The sequence below is a fragment of the Gaetbulibacter aquiaggeris genome, assembly GCF_044003965.1.
GTDB lineage: Bacteria > Bacteroidota > Bacteroidia > Flavobacteriales > Flavobacteriaceae > Yeosuana > Yeosuana aquiaggeris.
On the sequence record NZ_JBAWKC010000001.1, the window covers coordinates 1,342,717 to 1,362,556 of the forward strand.

The 19,840-nt window shown below is 32.4% G+C and carries 13 protein-coding genes; 10 read left to right on the plus strand and 3 right to left on the minus strand.

Annotated features, from left to right (window positions below):
- Positions 1–144: 144 nt before the first annotated feature.
- Positions 145–1,449 carry a carboxypeptidase-like regulatory domain-containing protein gene (locus tag V8G56_RS05820; RefSeq protein ID WP_395437479.1) on the minus strand — a complete coding sequence of 435 codons (1,305 nt, stop codon included), beginning with the start codon at positions 1,447–1,449 and terminating at the stop codon, positions 145–147.
- A gap of 263 nt (positions 1,450–1,712) precedes the next feature.
- Between V8G56_RS05820 and bshC the strand changes: the two genes are divergently transcribed.
- From bshC to V8G56_RS05845, 5 genes are all read left to right on the plus strand, one after another.
- On the plus strand, positions 1,713–3,314 hold the full coding sequence (gene bshC / locus V8G56_RS05825; RefSeq protein ID WP_395437480.1) for a bacillithiol biosynthesis cysteine-adding enzyme BshC: 1,602 nt from the start codon (positions 1,713–1,715) through the stop codon (positions 3,312–3,314).
- Between the two features lie 3 nt (positions 3,315–3,317).
- Complete coding sequence (locus tag V8G56_RS05830; protein ID WP_395437481.1) at positions 3,318–4,691, plus strand: pyridoxal phosphate-dependent decarboxylase family protein; 1,374 nt, start codon at positions 3,318–3,320, stop codon at positions 4,689–4,691.
- 147 nt (positions 4,692–4,838) lie between these two features.
- A complete protein-coding gene (gene guaA, locus V8G56_RS05835) occupies positions 4,839–6,374 on the plus strand; it encodes a glutamine-hydrolyzing GMP synthase (protein ID WP_395437482.1) in 1,536 nt (511 codons plus the stop codon).
- A 216-nt stretch (positions 6,375–6,590) separates the two neighbouring features.
- Positions 6,591–8,522, plus strand: coding sequence for a LysM peptidoglycan-binding domain-containing protein (locus V8G56_RS05840; protein WP_395437483.1), 1,932 nt, complete (start codon positions 6,591–6,593; stop codon positions 8,520–8,522).
- A gap of 75 nt (positions 8,523–8,597) precedes the next feature.
- The gene (locus V8G56_RS05845; RefSeq protein WP_395437484.1) at positions 8,598–8,831 is read left to right on the plus strand and encodes a DUF3820 family protein; all 234 of its coding nucleotides are present in this window, start codon (positions 8,598–8,600) and stop codon (positions 8,829–8,831) included.
- 285 nt (positions 8,832–9,116) lie between these two features.
- Here V8G56_RS05845 and V8G56_RS05850 read toward each other — a convergent pair whose 3' ends face one another.
- The gene (locus V8G56_RS05850; RefSeq protein ID WP_395437485.1) at positions 9,117–10,547 is read right to left on the minus strand and encodes a glycosyltransferase family 39 protein; all 1,431 of its coding nucleotides are present in this window, start codon (positions 10,545–10,547) and stop codon (positions 9,117–9,119) included.
- Between the two features lie 345 nt (positions 10,548–10,892).
- Here V8G56_RS05850 and V8G56_RS05855 point away from each other — a divergent pair, with 345 nt between their 5' ends.
- From V8G56_RS05855 to V8G56_RS05865, 3 genes are all read left to right on the plus strand, one after another.
- The gene (locus V8G56_RS05855) at positions 10,893–12,533 is read left to right on the plus strand and encodes a CTP synthase (RefSeq protein ID WP_395437486.1); all 1,641 of its coding nucleotides are present in this window, start codon (positions 10,893–10,895) and stop codon (positions 12,531–12,533) included.
- A 63-nt stretch (positions 12,534–12,596) separates the two neighbouring features.
- Complete coding sequence (yidC, locus tag V8G56_RS05860) at positions 12,597–14,495, plus strand: membrane protein insertase YidC (RefSeq protein WP_395437487.1); 1,899 nt, start codon at positions 12,597–12,599, stop codon at positions 14,493–14,495.
- Positions 14,496–14,565: 70 nt separating this feature from the next.
- Entirely contained in the window at positions 14,566–15,258 is a 693-nt protein-coding gene (locus tag V8G56_RS05865; RefSeq protein WP_395437488.1) for a toxin-antitoxin system YwqK family antitoxin, read from the plus strand.
- 95 nt (positions 15,259–15,353) lie between these two features.
- Here V8G56_RS05865 and V8G56_RS05870 read toward each other — a convergent pair whose 3' ends face one another.
- Positions 15,354–16,739 carry a fasciclin domain-containing protein gene (locus V8G56_RS05870; RefSeq protein ID WP_395437489.1) on the minus strand — a complete coding sequence of 462 codons (1,386 nt, stop codon included), beginning with the start codon at positions 16,737–16,739 and terminating at the stop codon, positions 15,354–15,356.
- A 271-nt stretch (positions 16,740–17,010) separates the two neighbouring features.
- Between V8G56_RS05870 and mnmA the strand changes: the two genes are divergently transcribed.
- On the plus strand, positions 17,011–18,198 hold the full coding sequence (gene mnmA, locus V8G56_RS05875) for a tRNA 2-thiouridine(34) synthase MnmA (RefSeq protein ID WP_395437490.1): 1,188 nt from the start codon (positions 17,011–17,013) through the stop codon (positions 18,196–18,198).
- Positions 18,199–18,224: 26 nt separating this feature from the next.
- Positions 18,225–19,838 (plus strand): S8 family serine peptidase, encoded by a 1,614-nt coding sequence (locus V8G56_RS05880; protein WP_395437491.1) that lies wholly within the window; start codon positions 18,225–18,227, stop codon positions 19,836–19,838.
- Positions 19,839–19,840: the final 2 nt, after the last annotated feature.

Below are 19,840 nucleotides of genomic sequence, written 5' to 3' on the forward strand. Positions count from 1 at the left end.
AAACCAAGTTATTCCAAAATTTGTACAAAGTCAATTCTTCTAAAAGATTTAAAAGTTTTCGTTACAGATGTAATAACTACGACAGAGGTAAAACTTTATGGCGTTTGATTTCAGAATGGATTACTGTTTTTTTAATTGAGAAAATTAAGATTCAGCATCTTCTAATTGCTTATTAATCTTTTGAATGGCGTTTTCTATTGATTTTTCAGGCTCTATAATGTTGTATTCACCCCAAAATTCAGGATCTGAAAAACCAGAAGCTTTGTCAATGATCACTACATTGGGTTTTAATTTTTCTCCTACAAGCTTCGAATTATCATCAATTTTCCAATCAGTAATCGCCATTTCACAATTCAAAGTGTAAACATTATTAAATAATTTACGCTTATAATTAACTTTAAATGTCAATTCAATTTTACCATATCCATAATACCATTTTCCATTTCTGGTTCTATAATCAACTCGGTAAGCAGCAACAGTTGGATAAACTCTGGCATTAAACGGTTTTTTTCTAACAAACATTTTACTGGCTAATTCTTTGTTTGAAATATTTAAATTATATATGGCACTTGTAAGTGCAAGTGTTTGAGAATCAATATAAAGTTTACCGTAATATAAAGGTTCATCGTTATTCACCTTTTGTTTGAAATTAACAACATAAACCAGTCTGTTATTTAATTGGGTGGATTCATCAAAGGTGAAAACGTAATTAGACAAATCATTTTTATTAAAAATATATTCAGGATATTTTATTATATCAGTATATAAAGTGCTAAAAGGTCCACCTTGTAGTTTTAATGTCAGGGTATCTAGTCTGGAATAATCTGTGCTTTTTCTTGATTTTAAAAGACTCAATTCATCACTTTTACTATTAGTATAAGGCTGTTTGTATACGGCCAAAACGGCCTCAGAGAGCGACGCATTTTTATTGCGTTTTTTTATAGTTTCTCTGTAAAAGGCGGTCATTTTTGTTCTATTATTGTCATATACTTCACTTTTTCTGTTTAAGGCAGCACGTACTAAAGCTTCGGCATTTTTAATACCATAAACATTTACATTACTTAATTGAGTTATAGAAAGATCTAAATAAATTTTGTTATCATCAATTTTTAGTGATGAAATTTCAATTTCTCCTTCGGCATACCCAAGCAATGAAATCTTAATGGTTTTATTTAAATATTCAGTAGGAACTTTTAATAAAAACGCACCTTCTTTGTTTGTAATCGTACTGATATTAGTTCCTGTTATATTGATATCAACATAAGCCAAAGCGTCTTTGGAGCTGCTATCATAAACATGTCCTTTAAACTCATTGATTGTCTGAATACCCTGCAAGGGCTCTTGAAATACATTGGATGCCTGAGTAGTAAATTGTAGACCAAAAACGCATAAAACCATAGTAGTATATAACAATACTAAACTGTTTTTTAAAGTATTTTCTTTTTTCATGACAGCACTTCTTAAGTGGTTACTTATAAAAAGTATAAGTTACTCAAATACTGATAAAATATCAAGGGTTTTATTAAATCATTAACAAAAAATTGGCAATTTTAATTATCTTCAATAATGCTGATCATGACAATAATTTTCTGTTTTAATTCGATTTGAGTTCAGTTGATTTTTTGTTTAAAAGATAGAACTCTTAACTATTTTTTTAGAATTTAAAAATCTAATAGACGTATCTTTACCCTTTGTAAAAAATAATTGAAATTATGCCAACTGAAAGCATTTCATTTAAAAAAACAGGCTATTTTTCTTCATTAATTTGTGATTATATTGAGGAAGCACAGGTGTTAAAACCGTTTTATAATCGTTTCCCTAAGCTTGAAAATTTCAGGAAGCAAATTGAAGAAAAACATGCTTCCTTTAGTATGCTTTCCAGAAGTATATTGGTTGATAGTTTAAGAGATCAATATACACATATAGAAACCTCTGATAGTACAGCGCAAAATATTGAATCTTTAAACCAAATAAACACCTTTACTGTTACTACAGGACATCAATTAAATATTTTTACCGGGCCACTTTATTTTTTGTATAAAATTGTTTCAACTATAAATCTTACTACTGATTTAAATAAGGCTTATCCTGATTATAATTTTGTTCCTGTCTATTGGATGGCAACGGAAGATCATGATTTTGAAGAGATTAATTATTTCAATTTTAAAGGAAAAAAGGTTCATTGGAATAAAGTCACAAATGGAGCTGTAGGTGAATTATCAACTTCTGGCTTGGAATCAGTTTTTGAGTTATTTTCTAAAGAATTAGGGGTAGGTAAACATGCTGATTTTTTGAGAGATTTGTTTGCTGAAAGTTATTTAAAACATGATAATCTGGCGGATGCTACGAGATATTTAACTAATGCGCTTTTTTCAGAATATGGGTTGGTCATTATTGATGCTAACAAAAAGGAATTAAAGCAAGAATTTGTGCCTTTTATAAAAGATGAATTGCTTCATGAGACGTCTTTTAAATTGGTTTCAAAAGTAAATGATGCTATTAATGCACTGCCCGGAAATACTAAAATTCAAGTGAATCCACGTGAGATTAATTTGTTTTATTTAAATGATAATTTAAGGGAACGTATTGTTTTTGAAAATGAGATTTATACAGTTGTAAATGCCGATATTACATGGACAAAGGAAGCTCTTTTAAAAGAAGTAGATGATTATCCAGAACGATTTAGTCCTAATGTCATTATGCGTCCTTTATATCAGGAAGTGATTTTACCTAATCTCTGTTATATTGGTGGTGGTGGTGAATTGGCATATTGGTTTCAACTGAAGGCCTTCTTTAATGAAGTTAAAGTGCCTTTTCCAATTATGCTCCTTCGTAATTCCGTCTTAATCCAATCGGTTCAGCAACAAAAAAAACTTAAGAATTTAAATATATCTAATGAAGATATCTTTTTGAAGAGAGAGGTGTTTATTAATAAAAAAGTAAGGGAAATATCGAATATCAATATTGACTTTTCTCCTCAAAAAAAGCATTTAATTCAACAATTTGAAGATTTATACCAAATAGCTGAACAAACAGATAAATCCTTTGTTAGTGCCGTAAAGGCTCAGGAAGTGAAACAATTAAAAGGTCTGGAAAATCTTGAAAAACGATTATTAAAAGCTCAAAAGAGAAAACTACAAGATCAGGTTTCAAGAATGACTGAATTGCAAAATGAGTTGTTTCCAAACCAAGGTTTGCAAGAACGCAACACTAATTTTTCACAATTCTATATAGAATATGGTGAGGAACTAATCCCACAATTAATTGAAAACTTAAATCCTCTCAGAACAGAGTTTTTAATATTAACACTTTAAATAATGCACAAAATAGATATTGATTTGGTAAATATGACCCTAGATGTCATGAAATATGCTATTGATAGGATATCAGTTACCGAACCAAAAATAGGTATTCCACAAAAAGCAGAAGATTTGATGGCCTTAGTAGGTGAAACCATCACCGAAAAGGGCATTGGTGGTGAAGTAGCTTTTAATTTATGGAAAGAGCATTTAATGAAAGCCAATGTGTCTATTGATCATCCAAGACATTTGGCTTTTGTTCCGGCGTCTCCTACAAGAGCGGCTATTATGTTTGATTTAGTGACTTCGGCTTCAAGTATTCATGGTGCTTACTGGATGGAAGGTGCTGGTGGCATTTTTTGCGAAAATGAAGCCATGAAATGGATCGTCTCTCTCACGGGATTACCAAAAGGGGCGTTTGGTGTTTTTACCAGTGGCGGAACAGCTGCTAATTTATCTGCAATTGTTACAGCAAGAGAATATTGGCGCAGTTTGAATGATCAGAATAAAGTGGAAAAAGGTCTTATTATTACTTCTATAGGCGCACATTCCTCAATTAAGGCTATGGCTAAAGTGGTAGATGTTGATGTTTTATTGGTAGATACCGAAGACAGATTGGAAGCAAAGGCCTTACAAAACACCATAGATAATTTAACAAGCCATCAAAGCCAACGTTTATTTGCCATAGTAGCAACGGGCGGCACTACCAATGCAGGAATCATTGATGATTTAGATGGCATAGCCGTTATTTGTAAAAAGGAACAGTTGTGGTTACACGTAGATGCAGCCTACGGTGGTGGTGCGTTAGTGGCAGATTCTGTAAGACATTTATTTAATGGCATTGAAAAAGCAGATAGTATCACCATTGACCCTCATAAATGGATGTTTTCGCCTTATGACTGCGGTGCTGTGATTTATAAAAACCCGGAGTTGGCAAAAAAGGCACATTCTCAAGAAGGTTCTTATTTGGATATTTTTAAAGATGAAGGTGCACATGGATTTAATCCAAGTGATTATCAGATACAATTAACCAGACGGGTAAGAGGCTTGCCTTTATGGTTTTCATTAGCAACGCATGGCACTGATAGATATAAAGTGGCCATTGAACGAGGTCTTGAATTGGCTCAAATAGCCGGTACATTAATTCAGGAAAAATCGCATGTGGAATTAGTAAGAGAACCAAGCTTATCTTGTGTTTTATACAGAAGAATTGGATGGAAACCTGAAGACTATACCCATTGGACTTATGAAAATCATAAAAAAGGTTTTGCCTTAGTCACCCCAACTAAATGGAAAAAAGGCTCAACTTATGAAACCGTTTCTCGTTTTTGTTTTATCAATCCCGATACCACAGAAAAAGATATAGAAATGATTTTAGATTCTATGATATAGCAGGAGTAGTGTAGGTCTATTAAATTAATAATTCATTAATTGGTCCATAAATTTGATAAAAAATTCAGGAAAGAAACATATAAAATAAAATTTTAAAAAAGTGTCAGTCCTAATTCGTCATTCTAAAATCAATTATTACTTTTGCGCATGCAACACAACAAGGTACTTATTTTAGATTTCGGGTCACAATACACACAACTTATTGCCCGAAGAGTCAGAGAGCTCAATATTTATTGCGAAATTCATCCTTACAATAAAATACCGGAAACAGTATCAGAATACAACGCGGTCATTCTTTCTGGAAGTCCGTTTTCAGTAAGAGGTGAAGACGCCCCCCATCCCGATTTATCAAAAATACGTGGAAAAAAGCCCATGCTTGCCGTTTGTTATGGCGCGCAGTATTTAGCACATTTCTCCGGAGGTGAAGTGGCGCCATCAAATACAAGAGAATACGGAAGAGCCAATCTTTCATTTATAAAAAATGAGGAAGCTTTTTTCAATGGTATTAAAAAAGGAAGTCAGGTTTGGATGAGTCATAGTGATACCATTAAGCATTTACCAACAAAGGCTGTTTTATTGGCAAGTACGCATGATGTTGAAAACGCGGCCTATAGAATTGAAGGTGAATCAACCTACGCCATTCAATTTCATCCGGAAGTATATCATACTGCGGATGGTAAACAATTATTAGAGAACTTTTTAGTCAATATAGCAGGGGTTCATCAAGACTGGACGCCTCAATCATTTGTTGAAGAAACAATAGAAGATCTTCAAAATAAAATAGGAAACGATAAAGTCGTTTTAGGCCTTTCCGGTGGCGTTGATTCTTCAGTGGCTGCGGTTTTACTACATAAAGCTATTGGGAAAAATTTATATTGCATTTTTGTTAATAATGGCTTGCTTCGAAAAAATGAATTTGAAAGTGTTTTGAAGCAATATGAAGGCATGGGCCTTAATGTAAAAGGTGTTGATGCTTCCAAAAGGTTTTTGGATGCTTTGGCAGGTATTGATGATCCTGAGAAAAAACGAAAGGCCATTGGAAATGCTTTTATTGAAGTTTTTGATGATGAAGCCCACCAAATTGAAAATGTAACTTGGTTAGCACAAGGAACCATTTATCCAGATGTTATTGAGAGTGTTTCAGCTACTGGCGGTCCATCAGCTACTATAAAAAGCCATCATAATGTTGGCGGGTTACCAGATTTCATGAAACTTAAAATAGTAGAACCTTTAAAGTCATTATTTAAAGATGAGGTTCGCAGAGTAGGAGCTACTTTGGGTATTGATCCTTTATTATTAGGCCGACATCCATTTCCGGGTCCTGGACTGGCCATTCGTATTTTAGGAGATATTACGGCTGAAAAAGTCCGCATCCTTCAAGAAGTAGATGCTATTTTTATAAATGGTCTTCGTGAATGGGGCTTATATGATAAGGTCTGGCAGGCAGGGGCTATGTTACTGCCTGTAAATAGTGTTGGTGTTATGGGTGATGAGCGTACCTATGAAAAGTGTGTGGCACTTAGAGCGGTAGAAAGTACAGATGGTATGACTGCAGATTGGGTGAACTTACCTTATGAGTTTTTACAGAAAACATCTAACGATATAATAAATAAAGTAAAAGGCGTTAATAGAGTAGTATATGATATTAGCTCAAAACCGCCAGCTACTATTGAATGGGAATAATTTTTGGCAGATACAATAATTTAAAGTTATATTTATCTTTTTTGATAGCATCTAAAATACGCGTCAGGGGCGTATATAATCAGAATGAGTAAAACTTTATGCTGAGTTAATTTCTAATATGGTTTTTTGGCATGCTATATGTATTAGAAGAAAAAGTTAGTTAACCTAAGTTAAGCCAAGGAAAATTTCCTGAGTTCAAATTTAAAAACAGATTACATGATTAAATTCTTTTCCATTATTTGTTTAGTGTTTCTTTTCAGTATAAATACGGTTCAAGGGCAAAATTATAAAACACATAAAGTTAAACAAGGAGAGACTATTGAGAGTATTGCTAAACAATATTTAGTCACGCCTGTTGAAATATATACTTTAAATCCAGATGCTAAAAAAGGATTAAAACTAAATGCCCTTTTAATCATTCCTAATTCCAAAGCAGACGAGCCCAAAGTTACTATAACAAAAGAATTACAAGGATTTAGATCTCATAGAACCGGTAAAAGAGAGACCTTATATAGTTTAGCTAAAGAATATCATGTTACAGAAGAGGATATTAAAAAATACAACACATTTTTATATGCGAATCCTTTAAGGAAAGGAGATAAAATTCAAATCCCAATTTTTAAAACAACTAAAGTTGTTGAAGAAAGGGAACCAACAAAACCTTACATGGTTTTACCTAAAGAAGGTAAATGGCGTATTGCTTATAAATTTGGAATAACGGTTACAGAGTTGGATGCCTTAAATCCACATATGGGTGAAACCTTACAGGAAGGTCAGGTTATTAATGTGCCAAATATTACTAAGACAGATGAAAAGATAGTTGATGAACAATACAGTTACTATAAGGTATTACCAAAAGAAGGATTCTACAGATTAAAACTTAAACTAGGACTGGAACAAGACCAATTGGAAGCCTTAAATCCGGTTTTAAAAGAAACAGGATTAAAAGAAGGAATGGTTTTAAAAGTGCCTTTTGATGCTAGTGTTAATAATAATGATGGGACATCAAATGTTAAAAATCTGGTGCATTATGTGCGTGATTATTCAACAAAACATATTGCTGTCATGTTACCGTTTCGTTTAAATAAAGTTGATTTTGATTCTATTGCAGGCATAAAGCAAAGTATCAATAAAGATCCTTATTTAAATGCCTCTTTAGATTTTCATTCAGGAATATTATTAGCTATAGATTCTTTAAAAACGTTGGGAATCTCACTGAAAGTAGATGTCTATGATACCAAATATCAGGTAAGTGAAGTGGAGAAAATTATTAGAGAACATAATTTTGAAGATGTTGATGCCGTTATTGGACCATTAACGCCAAATAATTTTGATAAAGCAGTTGCTGATCTAAGAATTTATAATATTCCAGTAATATCACCTATTGGTGAAAATTTGAATTTGGTTGAGAATGTATTCCAATCAAGACCATCGGTAGAATTCTTGCGAAATAAGATTATAGGATATGTGAAAACAGTACCTGATGTGAATAATGTAGTTATCATTTCTGATACTAAAAATACTCTTGTCGCCAGTCAAATTAAGAAAGAGTTTGTAAGTGCAAGACAAGTGTATTCAAGGAAAAATAAAGAAGGCAAAGATGCCAATTATGTTTTAGTTGATGATATTGCCGCAGTTTTAAAGCCTGGACAAAACATTGTTTTCTTAGAAACCCAAAATGAAGGATTCGCTTCAAATGTGACCAGTATTTTAAATTCATTAATTCAGGTAGAGAATATTGCAGAGAATAAAGTAGGAATTGATATTATACTGGCCACTACAAATATTAATTCTGCTTTTGAAGGTGATGAAATATCTAATGAACATTTGTCAAACTTACAATTTACATTTGGCAGTATGTCAAAAAGTAATGATGGTGATATAAATAATTCTTTTATCAAAAAATATATAGAGATTTACCATGTAACGCCCAACAAGCGCGCTGTAAGAGGTTTTGATGTTACGATGGATGTAGTTTTAAGATTAGTATCCTCCGATGATTTATACAAATCTGTCAATGAAAGTCCGTTAACAGAATATGTTGAAAACAAATTTGAGTATAAAAAGAAATTGTTTGGTGGCTATTACAATGAGGCATCCTACTTGGTAAAATATCAGGATTTAAGGATTGTGGAAATTAAGGAGTAAGCATTTTTTAAATACTCTTTTTACAGTGGTATATAGTAAAAATATAATGCTTAGTGCCTGCAATTCTAATTACCTATGTTGATCCAACCAGACAAAAATTTCCTGATAACCTTAGCACACACCAAAATGCCTTTTGGTAAATACAAGGATCGTTATTTGATTGATTTACCTGAATATTATGTGGTTTGGTATCATAACAAGGGTTTTCCTAAGGGAAAACTAGGGGACTTACTTCAAACGGTTTATGAACTTAAACTGAATGGTCTGGAACATTTAATCAGAAACATTAAAAAGCAATATCCTAAATAGTTTTTTAATTTTCGTTTAACGGTTTAGGCTATGAAAAGTTGCGGGTTTGAAACCGTAATTTTCTGCTGTTTGTTGCTAAGTTTTAAAGTTAGTTTAATTTTTCTATTTAGCATAATTAAGCAATTTTTTTTAGCCATTGTTGGCAAATCGTTTTTGTTTTTATCTTACTCTGATCTGAATAATTCTGTTAAGAATATTTTTGAACTTCTGTCATATTGAGTTTTAAACTCTCCTATCATTCTCGGTAAAAATGGATTTTTATGCTTAATTATTCCTTGAATAATATTATTTCCGCTTTTTTATAACTACATAAACTTTACTAAAGTTTAAAATTTCATACGGTATAGAAATATTATAATTAATAAGGGTTTTACGAATTCCTTCTTCATTCGTATGACCATCTATATATATCAAATCACAATTATCTTGAATTTCAGGACCGCTGGATGAATAAGAATATTTAGACCCTAAATAATAAGAAACAAACAGCAACCTATCAAAAGAACCTTCTGACAAAGCCTTAATTGGCACTTTACAATTTGATGAATTAAAGTTACTTTCAATATATTTTGATGCGTCTCTCCAATTTTGTTTTTTATAAGTGTAATTTTTATAGGAAGATAATATTAGCAATCCTATTAGATATAAAAGAATATATTGTTTTTTGTCATTATATAATTCATTAAAAATGAAAGAAAAAAACAAGAGAATTAGTGGTATTGTTACGATTAAGTACCTTTCCGATATACTAAATGTTTTTAAACTAATTAAATATGCTATTAAAAACAACCACAGAACAGGAAGTAAAATTATAATATATATTTTTACAGACCTTAAAAAGTTAGGCAATGTTATTAAAAATGGAATAAGTAAAAATATTAGAACCACTACACCATATTTATTAATAGCTAGAAGAGTTGAGAAATTTAAAATAATACCAATAATATTATTTTTAACCCAAGAAACATCTTGAATATGATTTCCGAAATTGACATAATAAAACTGAAAAAAAAGCCAAAGAACGGCAATGGTTCCAATAAAAAAAGAAACAAAAAATATAGTTATTGTAGAGGTGATTCTTTTTAACAATAATGAATATATAATTGCGACTGAAGATAGCGAAAAAATAAGTAGACTTCCAAAATGATGAGTATAACAGATTAAAACTCCAGCAAAAAAATAATAAATAATCAACTTCTTTTCGATTTGTTGATTATCTCTAATTCTAATTATAAAAATAAAAAAAATAATACTTACAAAACAAGCTAATGCATAAAGCAAGGCATACATTCTTGCCTCTTGGGCAAAATATAACACACCAGGTGTAAAAGCACTTAATGATAAAAATATAATTGCAATCCTTCTTGTAAAATATTTTATTAACAGTAAATAGGAAAATATAAAACCAAACAAAGTAAATATATAGCTTAATAATCTTATTGCAATATCACTAGAGCCTACTATTTTTCCCCAATAAAATAATAAAATATGGTATAATGGGGGACTTCCATCTCTTGAAATATGTTCAGAAAACATTAAAAATAATGAGGAAGTTTTTACAGCAGCAATTGCAGAAAAAATTTCGTCCAACCATAATGATTCTCGACCAATATTAGGTAATACAATTAATGAAGTAATAAATAAAATTATATAAATACTCCTTTTGGAATCAAAAAAATAATCTATGAAATTATCTAACCAATTTATAATTCTCATATTTTTATTTTAAAAATTAAACTTTCCGCTCTAGAGTATTTTTTTGGTTCAATCTGTTGCGAAAGAAGAGTAGTCAATTCAGACTCTACTTTTTTCGTTTCAATTATAAATTTGTCAATTGGAAGGTATTTCATCTGTAATGTTTGCCAATCCGATGACATGGATTGTTTTAATGATTTATATCAGTAGTTAAACGAAGGTAGTTTTTTTTTCTTCTTACAATGTCAATTAATAACGTTTGTTTGGAGTTGTATAGAGATGTTTACAATTCATTTCTAAATAACTAAAACAAAGTTTAAATAACTAGTTTAATTTTGTAAATTTGCCTGCGTTTATAAACGCATCATGACAAAAACAACCAAATACATATTTGTAACCGGAGGCGTTACCTCTTCTTTAGGAAAAGGTATTATTGCTGCTTCTCTCGCTAAATTACTTCAGGCACAAGGTTACAAAGTTACCATTCAAAAATTAGACCCGTACATTAACGTGGATCCGGGCACTTTAAATCCTTATGAGCATGGTGAATGCTATGTCACAGAAGATGGTGCTGAAACGGATTTGGATTTAGGTCATTATGAGCGTTTTTTAAATGTACCAACAAGTCAGGCCAATAATGTAACTACAGGTCGCATTTATCAAAGTGTCATTGACAAAGAACGTCGTGGGGAGTTTTTAGGAAAAACGGTTCAGGTTGTTCCTCACATTACTGATGAAATTAAAAGACGCGTGCAAATTCTTGGAAATTCAGGTGATTATGATATCGTAATTACTGAAATAGGAGGAACCGTTGGTGATATAGAATCATTACCATACATTGAAGCAGTGCGTCAGTTAAAATGGGATTTAGGTGAAAATAATGCTATTGTTATACATTTAACTTTAGTGCCTTATTTAGCAGCCGCCGGTGAACTTAAAACCAAACCTACACAGCACAGTGTAAAGACCTTGATGGAAAGTGGTGTGCAGGCCGATATTTTGGTGTGTAGAACAGAATATGATTTACCCTATGATTTACGCAGAAAACTAGCCTTATTTTGCAATGTAAGAGAAGAGGCTGTGATTCAATCTATAGATGCATCTACTATATATGATGTGCCTAATTTGATGCTTGAGGAAGGCCTGGATAAAGTGGTCTTGAAAAAACTAGCTTTAAAAAGTTCAGTACCTGATATTACACAATGGAATAATTTTTTAACCCGACATAAAAATCCTAAAACAGAAGTTACTATTGGTCTCATTGGGAAGTATGTTGAATTACAGGATTCCTATAAGTCTATTTTAGAGTCCTTTATTCATGCCGGAGCAGAAAATGAAGTGAAAGTTAATGTTGAATCTATTCATTCAGAATATTTGAATGACGACAATATCAAACTAAAATTATCTCATTTAGATGGTATTTTAGTAGCTCCAGGATTTGGAGAAAGAGGAATTGAAGGAAAAATTACAGCAGTGAAGTATGTTCGTGAAAACAATATGCCTTTTTTTGGTATCTGTTTAGGAATGCAAATGGCAGTCATTGAATTTGCACGAAACGTATTAAATTTACCCGATGCTGATTCCACAGAAATGAACCCTGCTACCAAAAATCCGGTCATTGATTTAATGGAAGATCAAAAGTCCATTACTGATAAAGGTGGGACTATGCGTTTAGGTTCATGGGACTGTAATTTAAAGCTTGGTAGTTTAGTAAGAGATATTTACAAATCTGAACATATCAAGGAACGACACAGACACCGCTATGAATTTAATGGTAAATATAAAGCAGCCATTGAAGCTAAAGGAATGATTGCAACCGGTTTAAATCCAAACACAGGATTAGTAGAAATTATTGAAATCCCCAGCCATCCATTCTTTATCGGAGTGCAATATCATCCAGAATATAAAAGTACAGTAGCCAATCCGCATCCGTTATTTGTAGCGTTTGTTAAAGCTGCCTTAAAATTTAAAAACGGTAAAAAAAGTGCCACTGTGTCACAAAACTAAAAATGGATAGTTTTTTGATTAGCATTTAAATCCTTGACTTGAAGGAGGAATAAAAAACAACAAATGGAAGAAAAAAAATTAGATATTAATTCGATAATAGGTTTTGCCCTGATTTTCGGAATATTAATGTATATGCTCTGGCAAAATCAACCAACTCCAGAACAGGTTGCAGAGCAGGAAAAGGCCAAACAAGAGCAACTTGCAGCTGAAGAAAAAGCCAAAGTTCAAGAGGATGTCATTCAAACAACTGCTGAAGATTTTTCTAAGGAAGCAGTGTCTGATTCGATTCAGTTAACCTCTTTAAAAAATAAATTAGGGGCCTTTGCCTATTCATCTACCTTGCCGTCAGCTTCAAATAATGAAACCATTATTGAAAATGATTTGTTACAGTTGAAATTTAGTAATAAGGGTGGATTCCTTTCTGAAGTTAAGTTAAAGAACTTTGTAAATTATGATTCCATTCCTGTTTATTTGGTAAAAGATAATAATGCAGCTTTCAATATTAATTTTGGAACTACAGATAGTCGTATTTTAAATACTCAGGACTTGTATTTTGAACCTACCATCACTAAAAATGGAGAGAATACCATTGTTTCTATGAAACTTAAGGTATCACAAGACAGGTTTTTGGAATACAGATATGAGATTAAGAAAAATGAGTATATGATGGATTTTACCATCAGATCTCAAGGACTTGATCAAGTAATAAACAGTTCACAGGCAATTAATTTAGACTGGAAGATTAAAACGTATCGCCACGCCAGAAGTGTAGCTTATGAAAATCGTTACACAGAGTTAATCTATGAATATGAAGACGGTAAGGATAATTATTTGGGTCAGAGTGAACTTTCTGAATCTACAGAAAATGATGTGACCTATGTAGCTTTTAAACAACATTTTTTTACCTCTATTTTATTAGCTGATTCCCCTTTTAAAACAGCCGATTTAAAATCATATAATTTAGTTAAAGATGAAGAGATTGATACTGTATTTACAAAGTCTTTTGAAGCTAAATTACCGTTAGAACTGGCGTCAGGTGAGATTAATAAAACCATGAATTGGTATTTTGGTCCATCAGATTATAAAATATTAAATGCTTATGACAGAAATTTAGATGAGGTTGTACCATTAGGTTGGGGTATTTTTGGTTGGATTAACCGTTACGTCTTCATTCCTACCTTCGGGTTTCTAAGTGGATTTTTACCTTATGGATTTGCTATTATAGTAATGACCATTTTAGTAAGAATAGTCATGTCTCCTGTAACGTATAAGTCCTATGTGTCTCAGGCAAAAATGAAGGTTCTAAAACCGGAAATTGCTGAGATTACTGAGAAGTACAAGGATAATGCCATGAAAAAACAACAGGAAACCATGGCTTTATATAGTAAAGCGGGTGCAAGTCCTATGGCTGGTTGTTTGCCGGCTCTGGTGCAACTTCCTGTGTTTTATGCTTTATTTCAATTTTTCCCTTCGGCCTTTGATTTACGTCAAAAAAGTTTCCTTTGGGCAGAAGATTTATCATCTTATGATACCATTGCGAAATTGCCGTTTCATATTCCGTTTTATGGTGACCATGTGAGTTTGTTTCCAATTTTAGCATCTGTAGCGATTTTCTTTTATATGCAAATGACTACCGGACAGCAAATGGCGTCACAACCCACTCAGGAAGGTATGCCCGATATGAGTAAAATGATGAAGTATATGATGTATTTTTCACCATTAATGATGTTGTTTTTCTTTAATAATTATGCTTCAGGTTTAAGTTTGTATTATTTTGTTTCTAACTTAATTACTATTGGTATCATGCTGGTTATTAAGAATTTTATTATTGATGAAGATAAAATACATGCCAGAATTCAAGAGAATAAGAAGAAGCCTAAAAAAGAAAATCGTTTCCAAAAGAAAATGAAAGAAATGATGGAACAGGCAGAAAAACAAAAGCAATCACAAAAACGTAAATAAATAAAAAGCTGCCATTTGGCGGCTTTTTTGTTCTATACAATTTCAGCAATAAGAATTCGTTATTTAAAGTATGAAAAAATTAGCATTTATAATCTTTGTGTTTTTTGCTGGTTTAGTTTCAGCACAAAACATTAACCAATTTGATGCTGAAGGCAAGCGTCATGGCATTTGGAAAAAATATTTTGATGATACTACTGTTTTAAGGTATGAAGGGGAATTTAATCATGGTAAGGAAACAGGACTCTTTAAATATTATAAAAATATTGAGAAGAAAGCGTCTCTAACGGCTACTAAACAATTTAATGATACGGATAATAAATCCTATGTCACCTTTTATACTTCTGCAGGAAAAGTGGTGAGTGAAGGACAAATGGATGGTAAAATTTACATAGGTGTTTGGAAGTATTATCAAAAAAATTCTAATAAGCTTCTAACCTTAGAAAATTATGATTTAAAAGGAGAACTGGATGGTGACCGATTGGTATATTATGAAAACGGCCAGATTGCTGAAAAGCAGTTCTATAGTCATGGTAAATTGGAAGGGCCTTCATTTTGGTACACAGATAAGAATGTAGTTTTAAAAGAGTTTCATTATGTCAATGGAGAGTTACATGGATTAGCTAAGTCTTATGACCCTAAAGGGCAATTAATTCTAGAGGGCCAATATAAACAGGGTAAGAAACATGGAATTTGGAAAACTTATGAAAACGGAAAACTGACCGAAGAAAAAGATTATACATATCATTCCAAACAAAAAAAATGATAAATGCAAAGGCCCTTTAATTTAATAAAGAGCCCTTACATTTATTTAGACATTTAAGTCTAAATCAAACAAACCAAACTAAAACTAACTTTTTTTTATATTGTTGGTATTGCTACCTTGTTAATTACGTGGATAACACCGTTTCCGGCTTGCACATCTACTGCAACGATTCCTATGTCAGAATTTCCAGAACCGTCAGTCATATTTGCAATATTTTGACCAGAACCAGGTAAAGAAATCGTTAAATTATCACCTTCTAATGATGGAGCTACAGTATTACCATTTGGAGTTAAATCACCGGATCTTACATTGGCACCAATCACATGATGTAATAATACTTGAGTTAATACAGACTCTCCTGGTATAGAAGCTAATGCTTCGAAAGCAGCATTTGTTGGAGCAAATACAGTGAATAAACCTTCTGGGTTTGATAATATACTTACGAAATTAGTAGCTGGAGTTAAAGTAGTTAATGCTGTAACTAATGTTGTAAAATTAGGATCTGCAACAGCAAATGTCACTACAGTCGGGATAGGAATAACCGCATCAATAGCATGAATAATTCCGTTAGTTGTAACTACATCAGCAGCGGCAACAGATGAAACACCATTAAAACGTACACCTTCTGTTGTATTAAAGTATAAACTTAAATTGCTCATTCCAGGTCCGGAAGCTAATGTACTAGTGTATCCAGCACCTGCACCAACTAAATCTGTAGAGGTTACAACACTACCTAAAACATGGTTCAATAATATGTTTGCTAAAGCATCAGTTGGAACATCTCCTAACGCAGCACCATTTAAAAATGTAGCAAAAGCGTCGTTATCTGGAGCAAGGACAGTAAAAGTTCCTTCACCACTTAAAACACTTACTAAGTTTCCGTCTGCAGCACTTAACGCAGCAACAAGGCTACTAAATGCTGGGTTTGCTAAAGCTTGATCTACAATCGTTGGTAAACCTATGACAGCATCTACCACATGAATAATTCCATTAGTTGCTTCAATATCTGGAATAGCAACGCTAGAAACACCATTTAATCTTACACCATTCGAGGTATCTATAAACATACTTAGATTTAAATCTGAATTAGATTGAGTAGCAAGCGTACTTACGTATCCTGTAGATAAACTTGATGAAGCATTTTCGCCAACAATGACATGGTTTAATAAAATTTGAGTTAAAACATCAACTGGAACATCATTTAAAGATGGAATATTGTTTTGAGCTAAAAAAGCAGTAAATGCATCATTTGTTGGCGCAAACACAGTATAACTTCCTGGTTGATCAAGCGTTGCAGCTAAATCAGCGATTGTTAAAGCATCAACCAAAATACTTAATTCTGGAGTTGCTACTGCTAATTCAGTAATTGTTTCAGGTAATGCAGCTGCAGGACTATTATCGTCGTCGTCACTACAAGAGAATGCTAAAAAGGCAAAAGCAAATATTGCCGTAATTTTTGATAAATTTTTAAATTTTTTCATGTTTGATAATTTTATTGTTAATATTTAGACTGCTATAAATGTTTAACAAAAATACAAATAGATTAAACAAAAATAATAATGTTTAATAAATTTAACAAAACTTTAAACAAAAAAAACATTATCAATCTCAAGGAGTCTCCATTTCAATACAGATTATGGGGATTATATGTATCTTTACGGACTATTATTATTTAAATTATTTCTTTTAGGCAGGATATGAAGTAAGAGATAATTTAATATTCTGTCTAAATAATAATAACAAACTAGATTAATGAAAAGAGTAATTGTTGGACTTTCTGGTGGTGTAGATTCTAGTGTTGCTGCTTATTTACTGAAAGAGCAAGGCTATGAAGTCATAGGCTTATTTATGAAAAACTGGCACGATGATTCTGTAACTATATCTAATGAATGTCCTTGGCTAGATGATAGTAATGATGCCATGCTGGTTGCAGATAAGCTGGGTATCCCGTTTCAAACGGTGGATTTAAGTGAACAATATAAGGAGCGCATTGTTGATTATATGTTCAAGGAATATAAGAATGGCCGCACTCCAAATCCTGATGTGCTTTGTAATAGGGAAATTAAGTTTGATGTGTTTATGAAAATTGCAATAGAACTTGGTGCAGATTATGTTGCAACAGGTCATTATTGCAGAAAAGGTGTTATTTCTAAAAATGGTAAAGACATCTATCAGCTGTTGGCGGGTGTCGATCCTAATAAAGATCAATCCTATTTTTTATGCCAGCTATCGCAGCATCAGTTGTCCAGATCATTATTTCCTATTGGTGAGTTAACTAAGCCAGAAGTTAGAGAAATAGCCTCAAAAATTGATTTGGTAACCGCTGAAAAGAAAGATTCACAAGGACTTTGTTTTATAGGTAAAGTAAAATTGCCAGATTTTTTACAACAACAATTAAAACCGAAAGAAGGACAAATTGTTGAAATCTTTAAAGAAAACGTTATTTATAAACGGAGTCATCCTGATTTTAATAACTTAGAAGATAGACTTGAATTTTTATCTAGAAAAAAGGAATATCATTTAGAAGACGGAAAAGTTATAGGTAAACATCAGGGAGCACATTATTTTACCAAAGGTCAAAGAAAAGGATTGGCAGTTGGAGGTCATGTAGAACCACTATTTGTTATTGAAACAGATGTAAAGTCAAATATTATTTATACAGGTGAAGGGAAAGAACACCCCGGCTTATATAAATCAGCCTTATTTGTAAAAAATGAAGAGTTGCATTGGATTCGAGAAGATTTAAAGTTAAGTACTGATGATACCATGAAAGTAATGGCCAGAATTCGATACAGACAGCCATTACAAAAAGCTACGCTTTTTAAAGTTGATTCAGGTTTGTATGTCGAGTTTGATAATCCACAATCTGCCATTACAGAAGGACAGTTTGTGGCATGGTATCTAAAAGATGAATTAGTTGGTTCTGGTGTAATTTCTTAACTTGTAAGGACCTAATAGGATTAGTCATGAAAAGGAACCTACTTTTTTTATTTCTATGGTGCATCCCAATACTGTATTTTGCTCAGCAAGAAGATGCCTGGGTGTACTTAGCTGATAAGCAAAATGTTTCAGCTTCAATAGCAGATCCAATTACTATCCTTACTCAAAAAGCAATTGACAGAAAAATTAATCATGGTGTTTTAATTGATGAACGGGATGTGCCTGTAAATGAAAATTATATTTCACTGTTAAAAACCCAACCTGGTATAAGTGTTCTGGCTAAGTCTAAATGGTTAAATGCTGTTCACGTAAGAGGAACTGAAACCAATATAAATGCTCTAGCAAGTTTAGTGTTTGTTAGCTTAATAGATTTTGCTGATAAAAGTTTAAACACATTAAAGACAGAACAGGTAAAGAAAATTTCGAAATTTCAAGAAACGTTTACAACCTTTAATTATGGTAATGCTCTTAATCAAATACAGATGTTTAAGGGAGATCAGTTGCACTTGGCAGACTATACAGGAGAAGGCATGACTGTAGCGGTGCTTGACGCCGGATTTCCAAATGTAAATACGATGTCTTCGTTTCAAAGATTGCTAGGTGCTGGTAAAATTTTAGGCCATTATGATTTTGTAAATAGAGACGAAAATGTTTATACAAACACAGAGAGCAATCATGGTACTTTAGTTTTAAGTACTATGGGAGGTTATGTTGAAAATGATTATGTGGGAACTGCACCAGATGCGTCCTATTATTTATTTATAACTGAAGATGGGCCAAACGAAAATCCCGTTGAAGAAAGTTTTTGGGTAGAAGCAGCAGAAAGAGCAGATAGCTTAGGCGTTGATGTGATTAATTCATCTTTAGGGTATGGTAGTTTTTATGATAAAACATCGTACAATTATCATCCTTTAGATTTTGATGGTCAAACAACTTATATAACAAGAGGTGCTAATATAGCTTTTGAAAAAGGGCTTTTAATTGTAAACTCAGCAGGGAATGAAGGTTTAGGTGGAATCAATGCGCCTGCAGATTCAGCAGGTGTTTTATCAATAGGAGCCGTAAATTCAATAGGAGAATATGTGACATTCAGTTCTGTTGGAAGTTCAATTCAACCAATTCTAAAACCAGACGTTGTTGCGCAAGGATTGGCAAGTGTAGTTATTAATGAATCTGACGGTATTGGTAGCGCAAATGGTACTTCCTTTAGTTCTCCCATTATGGCTGGTGGTATTGTTTGTTTATGGCAAGCGTTACCCGACAAAACAAACGCTGAAATTATGCAATTAGTAAGAGAATCTGCTTCACAATTTAACAGTCCGGATTATTTTTTGGGCTATGGAATTCCTAATTTACAATTGGCTTTGAATAATGCATTATCAATGAAAGATTCTGAAGAAAATAATTTAGACATAAAAATATTTCCAAATCCACTTTCAAATATTTTAAATATAGCAGTACCTTCAAATGATAATGAATCAAAAGGTATATTTTATAATATTCTTGGGAAAAAGGTTCTAGAAATAGATTTAGATAAAAATAAAAGTCTATTGGACCTTTCTTTTTTAAGCAGCGGATTGTATCTGTTAAAAATAGAGTCTCAAACTTTTTCACAAACATTCAAAATTGTAAAGAACTAAAC

Coding starts and splice junctions, on each gene's coding strand:
- mnmA (WP_395437490.1), top strand. CDS start 17,011: ATGAAAAGAGTAATTGTTGGACTTTCTGGTGGTGTAGATTCTAGTGTT.
- yidC (WP_395437487.1), top strand. CDS start 12,597: ATGGAAGAAAAAAAATTAGATATTAATTCGATAATAGGTTTTGCCCTG.
- V8G56_RS05845 (WP_395437484.1), top strand. CDS start 8,598: ATGTTGATCCAACCAGACAAAAATTTCCTGATAACCTTAGCACACACC.
- V8G56_RS05850 (WP_395437485.1), bottom strand. CDS start 10,547: ATGAGAATTATAAATTGGTTAGATAATTTCATAGATTATTTTTTTGAT.
- V8G56_RS05880 (WP_395437491.1), top strand. CDS start 18,225: ATGAAAAGGAACCTACTTTTTTTATTTCTATGGTGCATCCCAATACTG.
- guaA (WP_395437482.1), top strand. CDS start 4,839: ATGCAACACAACAAGGTACTTATTTTAGATTTCGGGTCACAATACACA.
- V8G56_RS05855 (WP_395437486.1), top strand. CDS start 10,893: ATGACAAAAACAACCAAATACATATTTGTAACCGGAGGCGTTACCTCT.
- bshC (WP_395437480.1), top strand. CDS start 1,713: ATGCCAACTGAAAGCATTTCATTTAAAAAAACAGGCTATTTTTCTTCA.
- V8G56_RS05840 (WP_395437483.1), top strand. CDS start 6,591: ATGATTAAATTCTTTTCCATTATTTGTTTAGTGTTTCTTTTCAGTATA.
- V8G56_RS05865 (WP_395437488.1), top strand. CDS start 14,566: ATGAAAAAATTAGCATTTATAATCTTTGTGTTTTTTGCTGGTTTAGTT.
- V8G56_RS05820 (WP_395437479.1), bottom strand. CDS start 1,449: ATGAAAAAAGAAAATACTTTAAAAAACAGTTTAGTATTGTTATATACT.
- V8G56_RS05870 (WP_395437489.1), bottom strand. CDS start 16,739: ATGAAAAAATTTAAAAATTTATCAAAAATTACGGCAATATTTGCTTTT.
- V8G56_RS05830 (WP_395437481.1), top strand. CDS start 3,318: ATGCACAAAATAGATATTGATTTGGTAAATATGACCCTAGATGTCATG.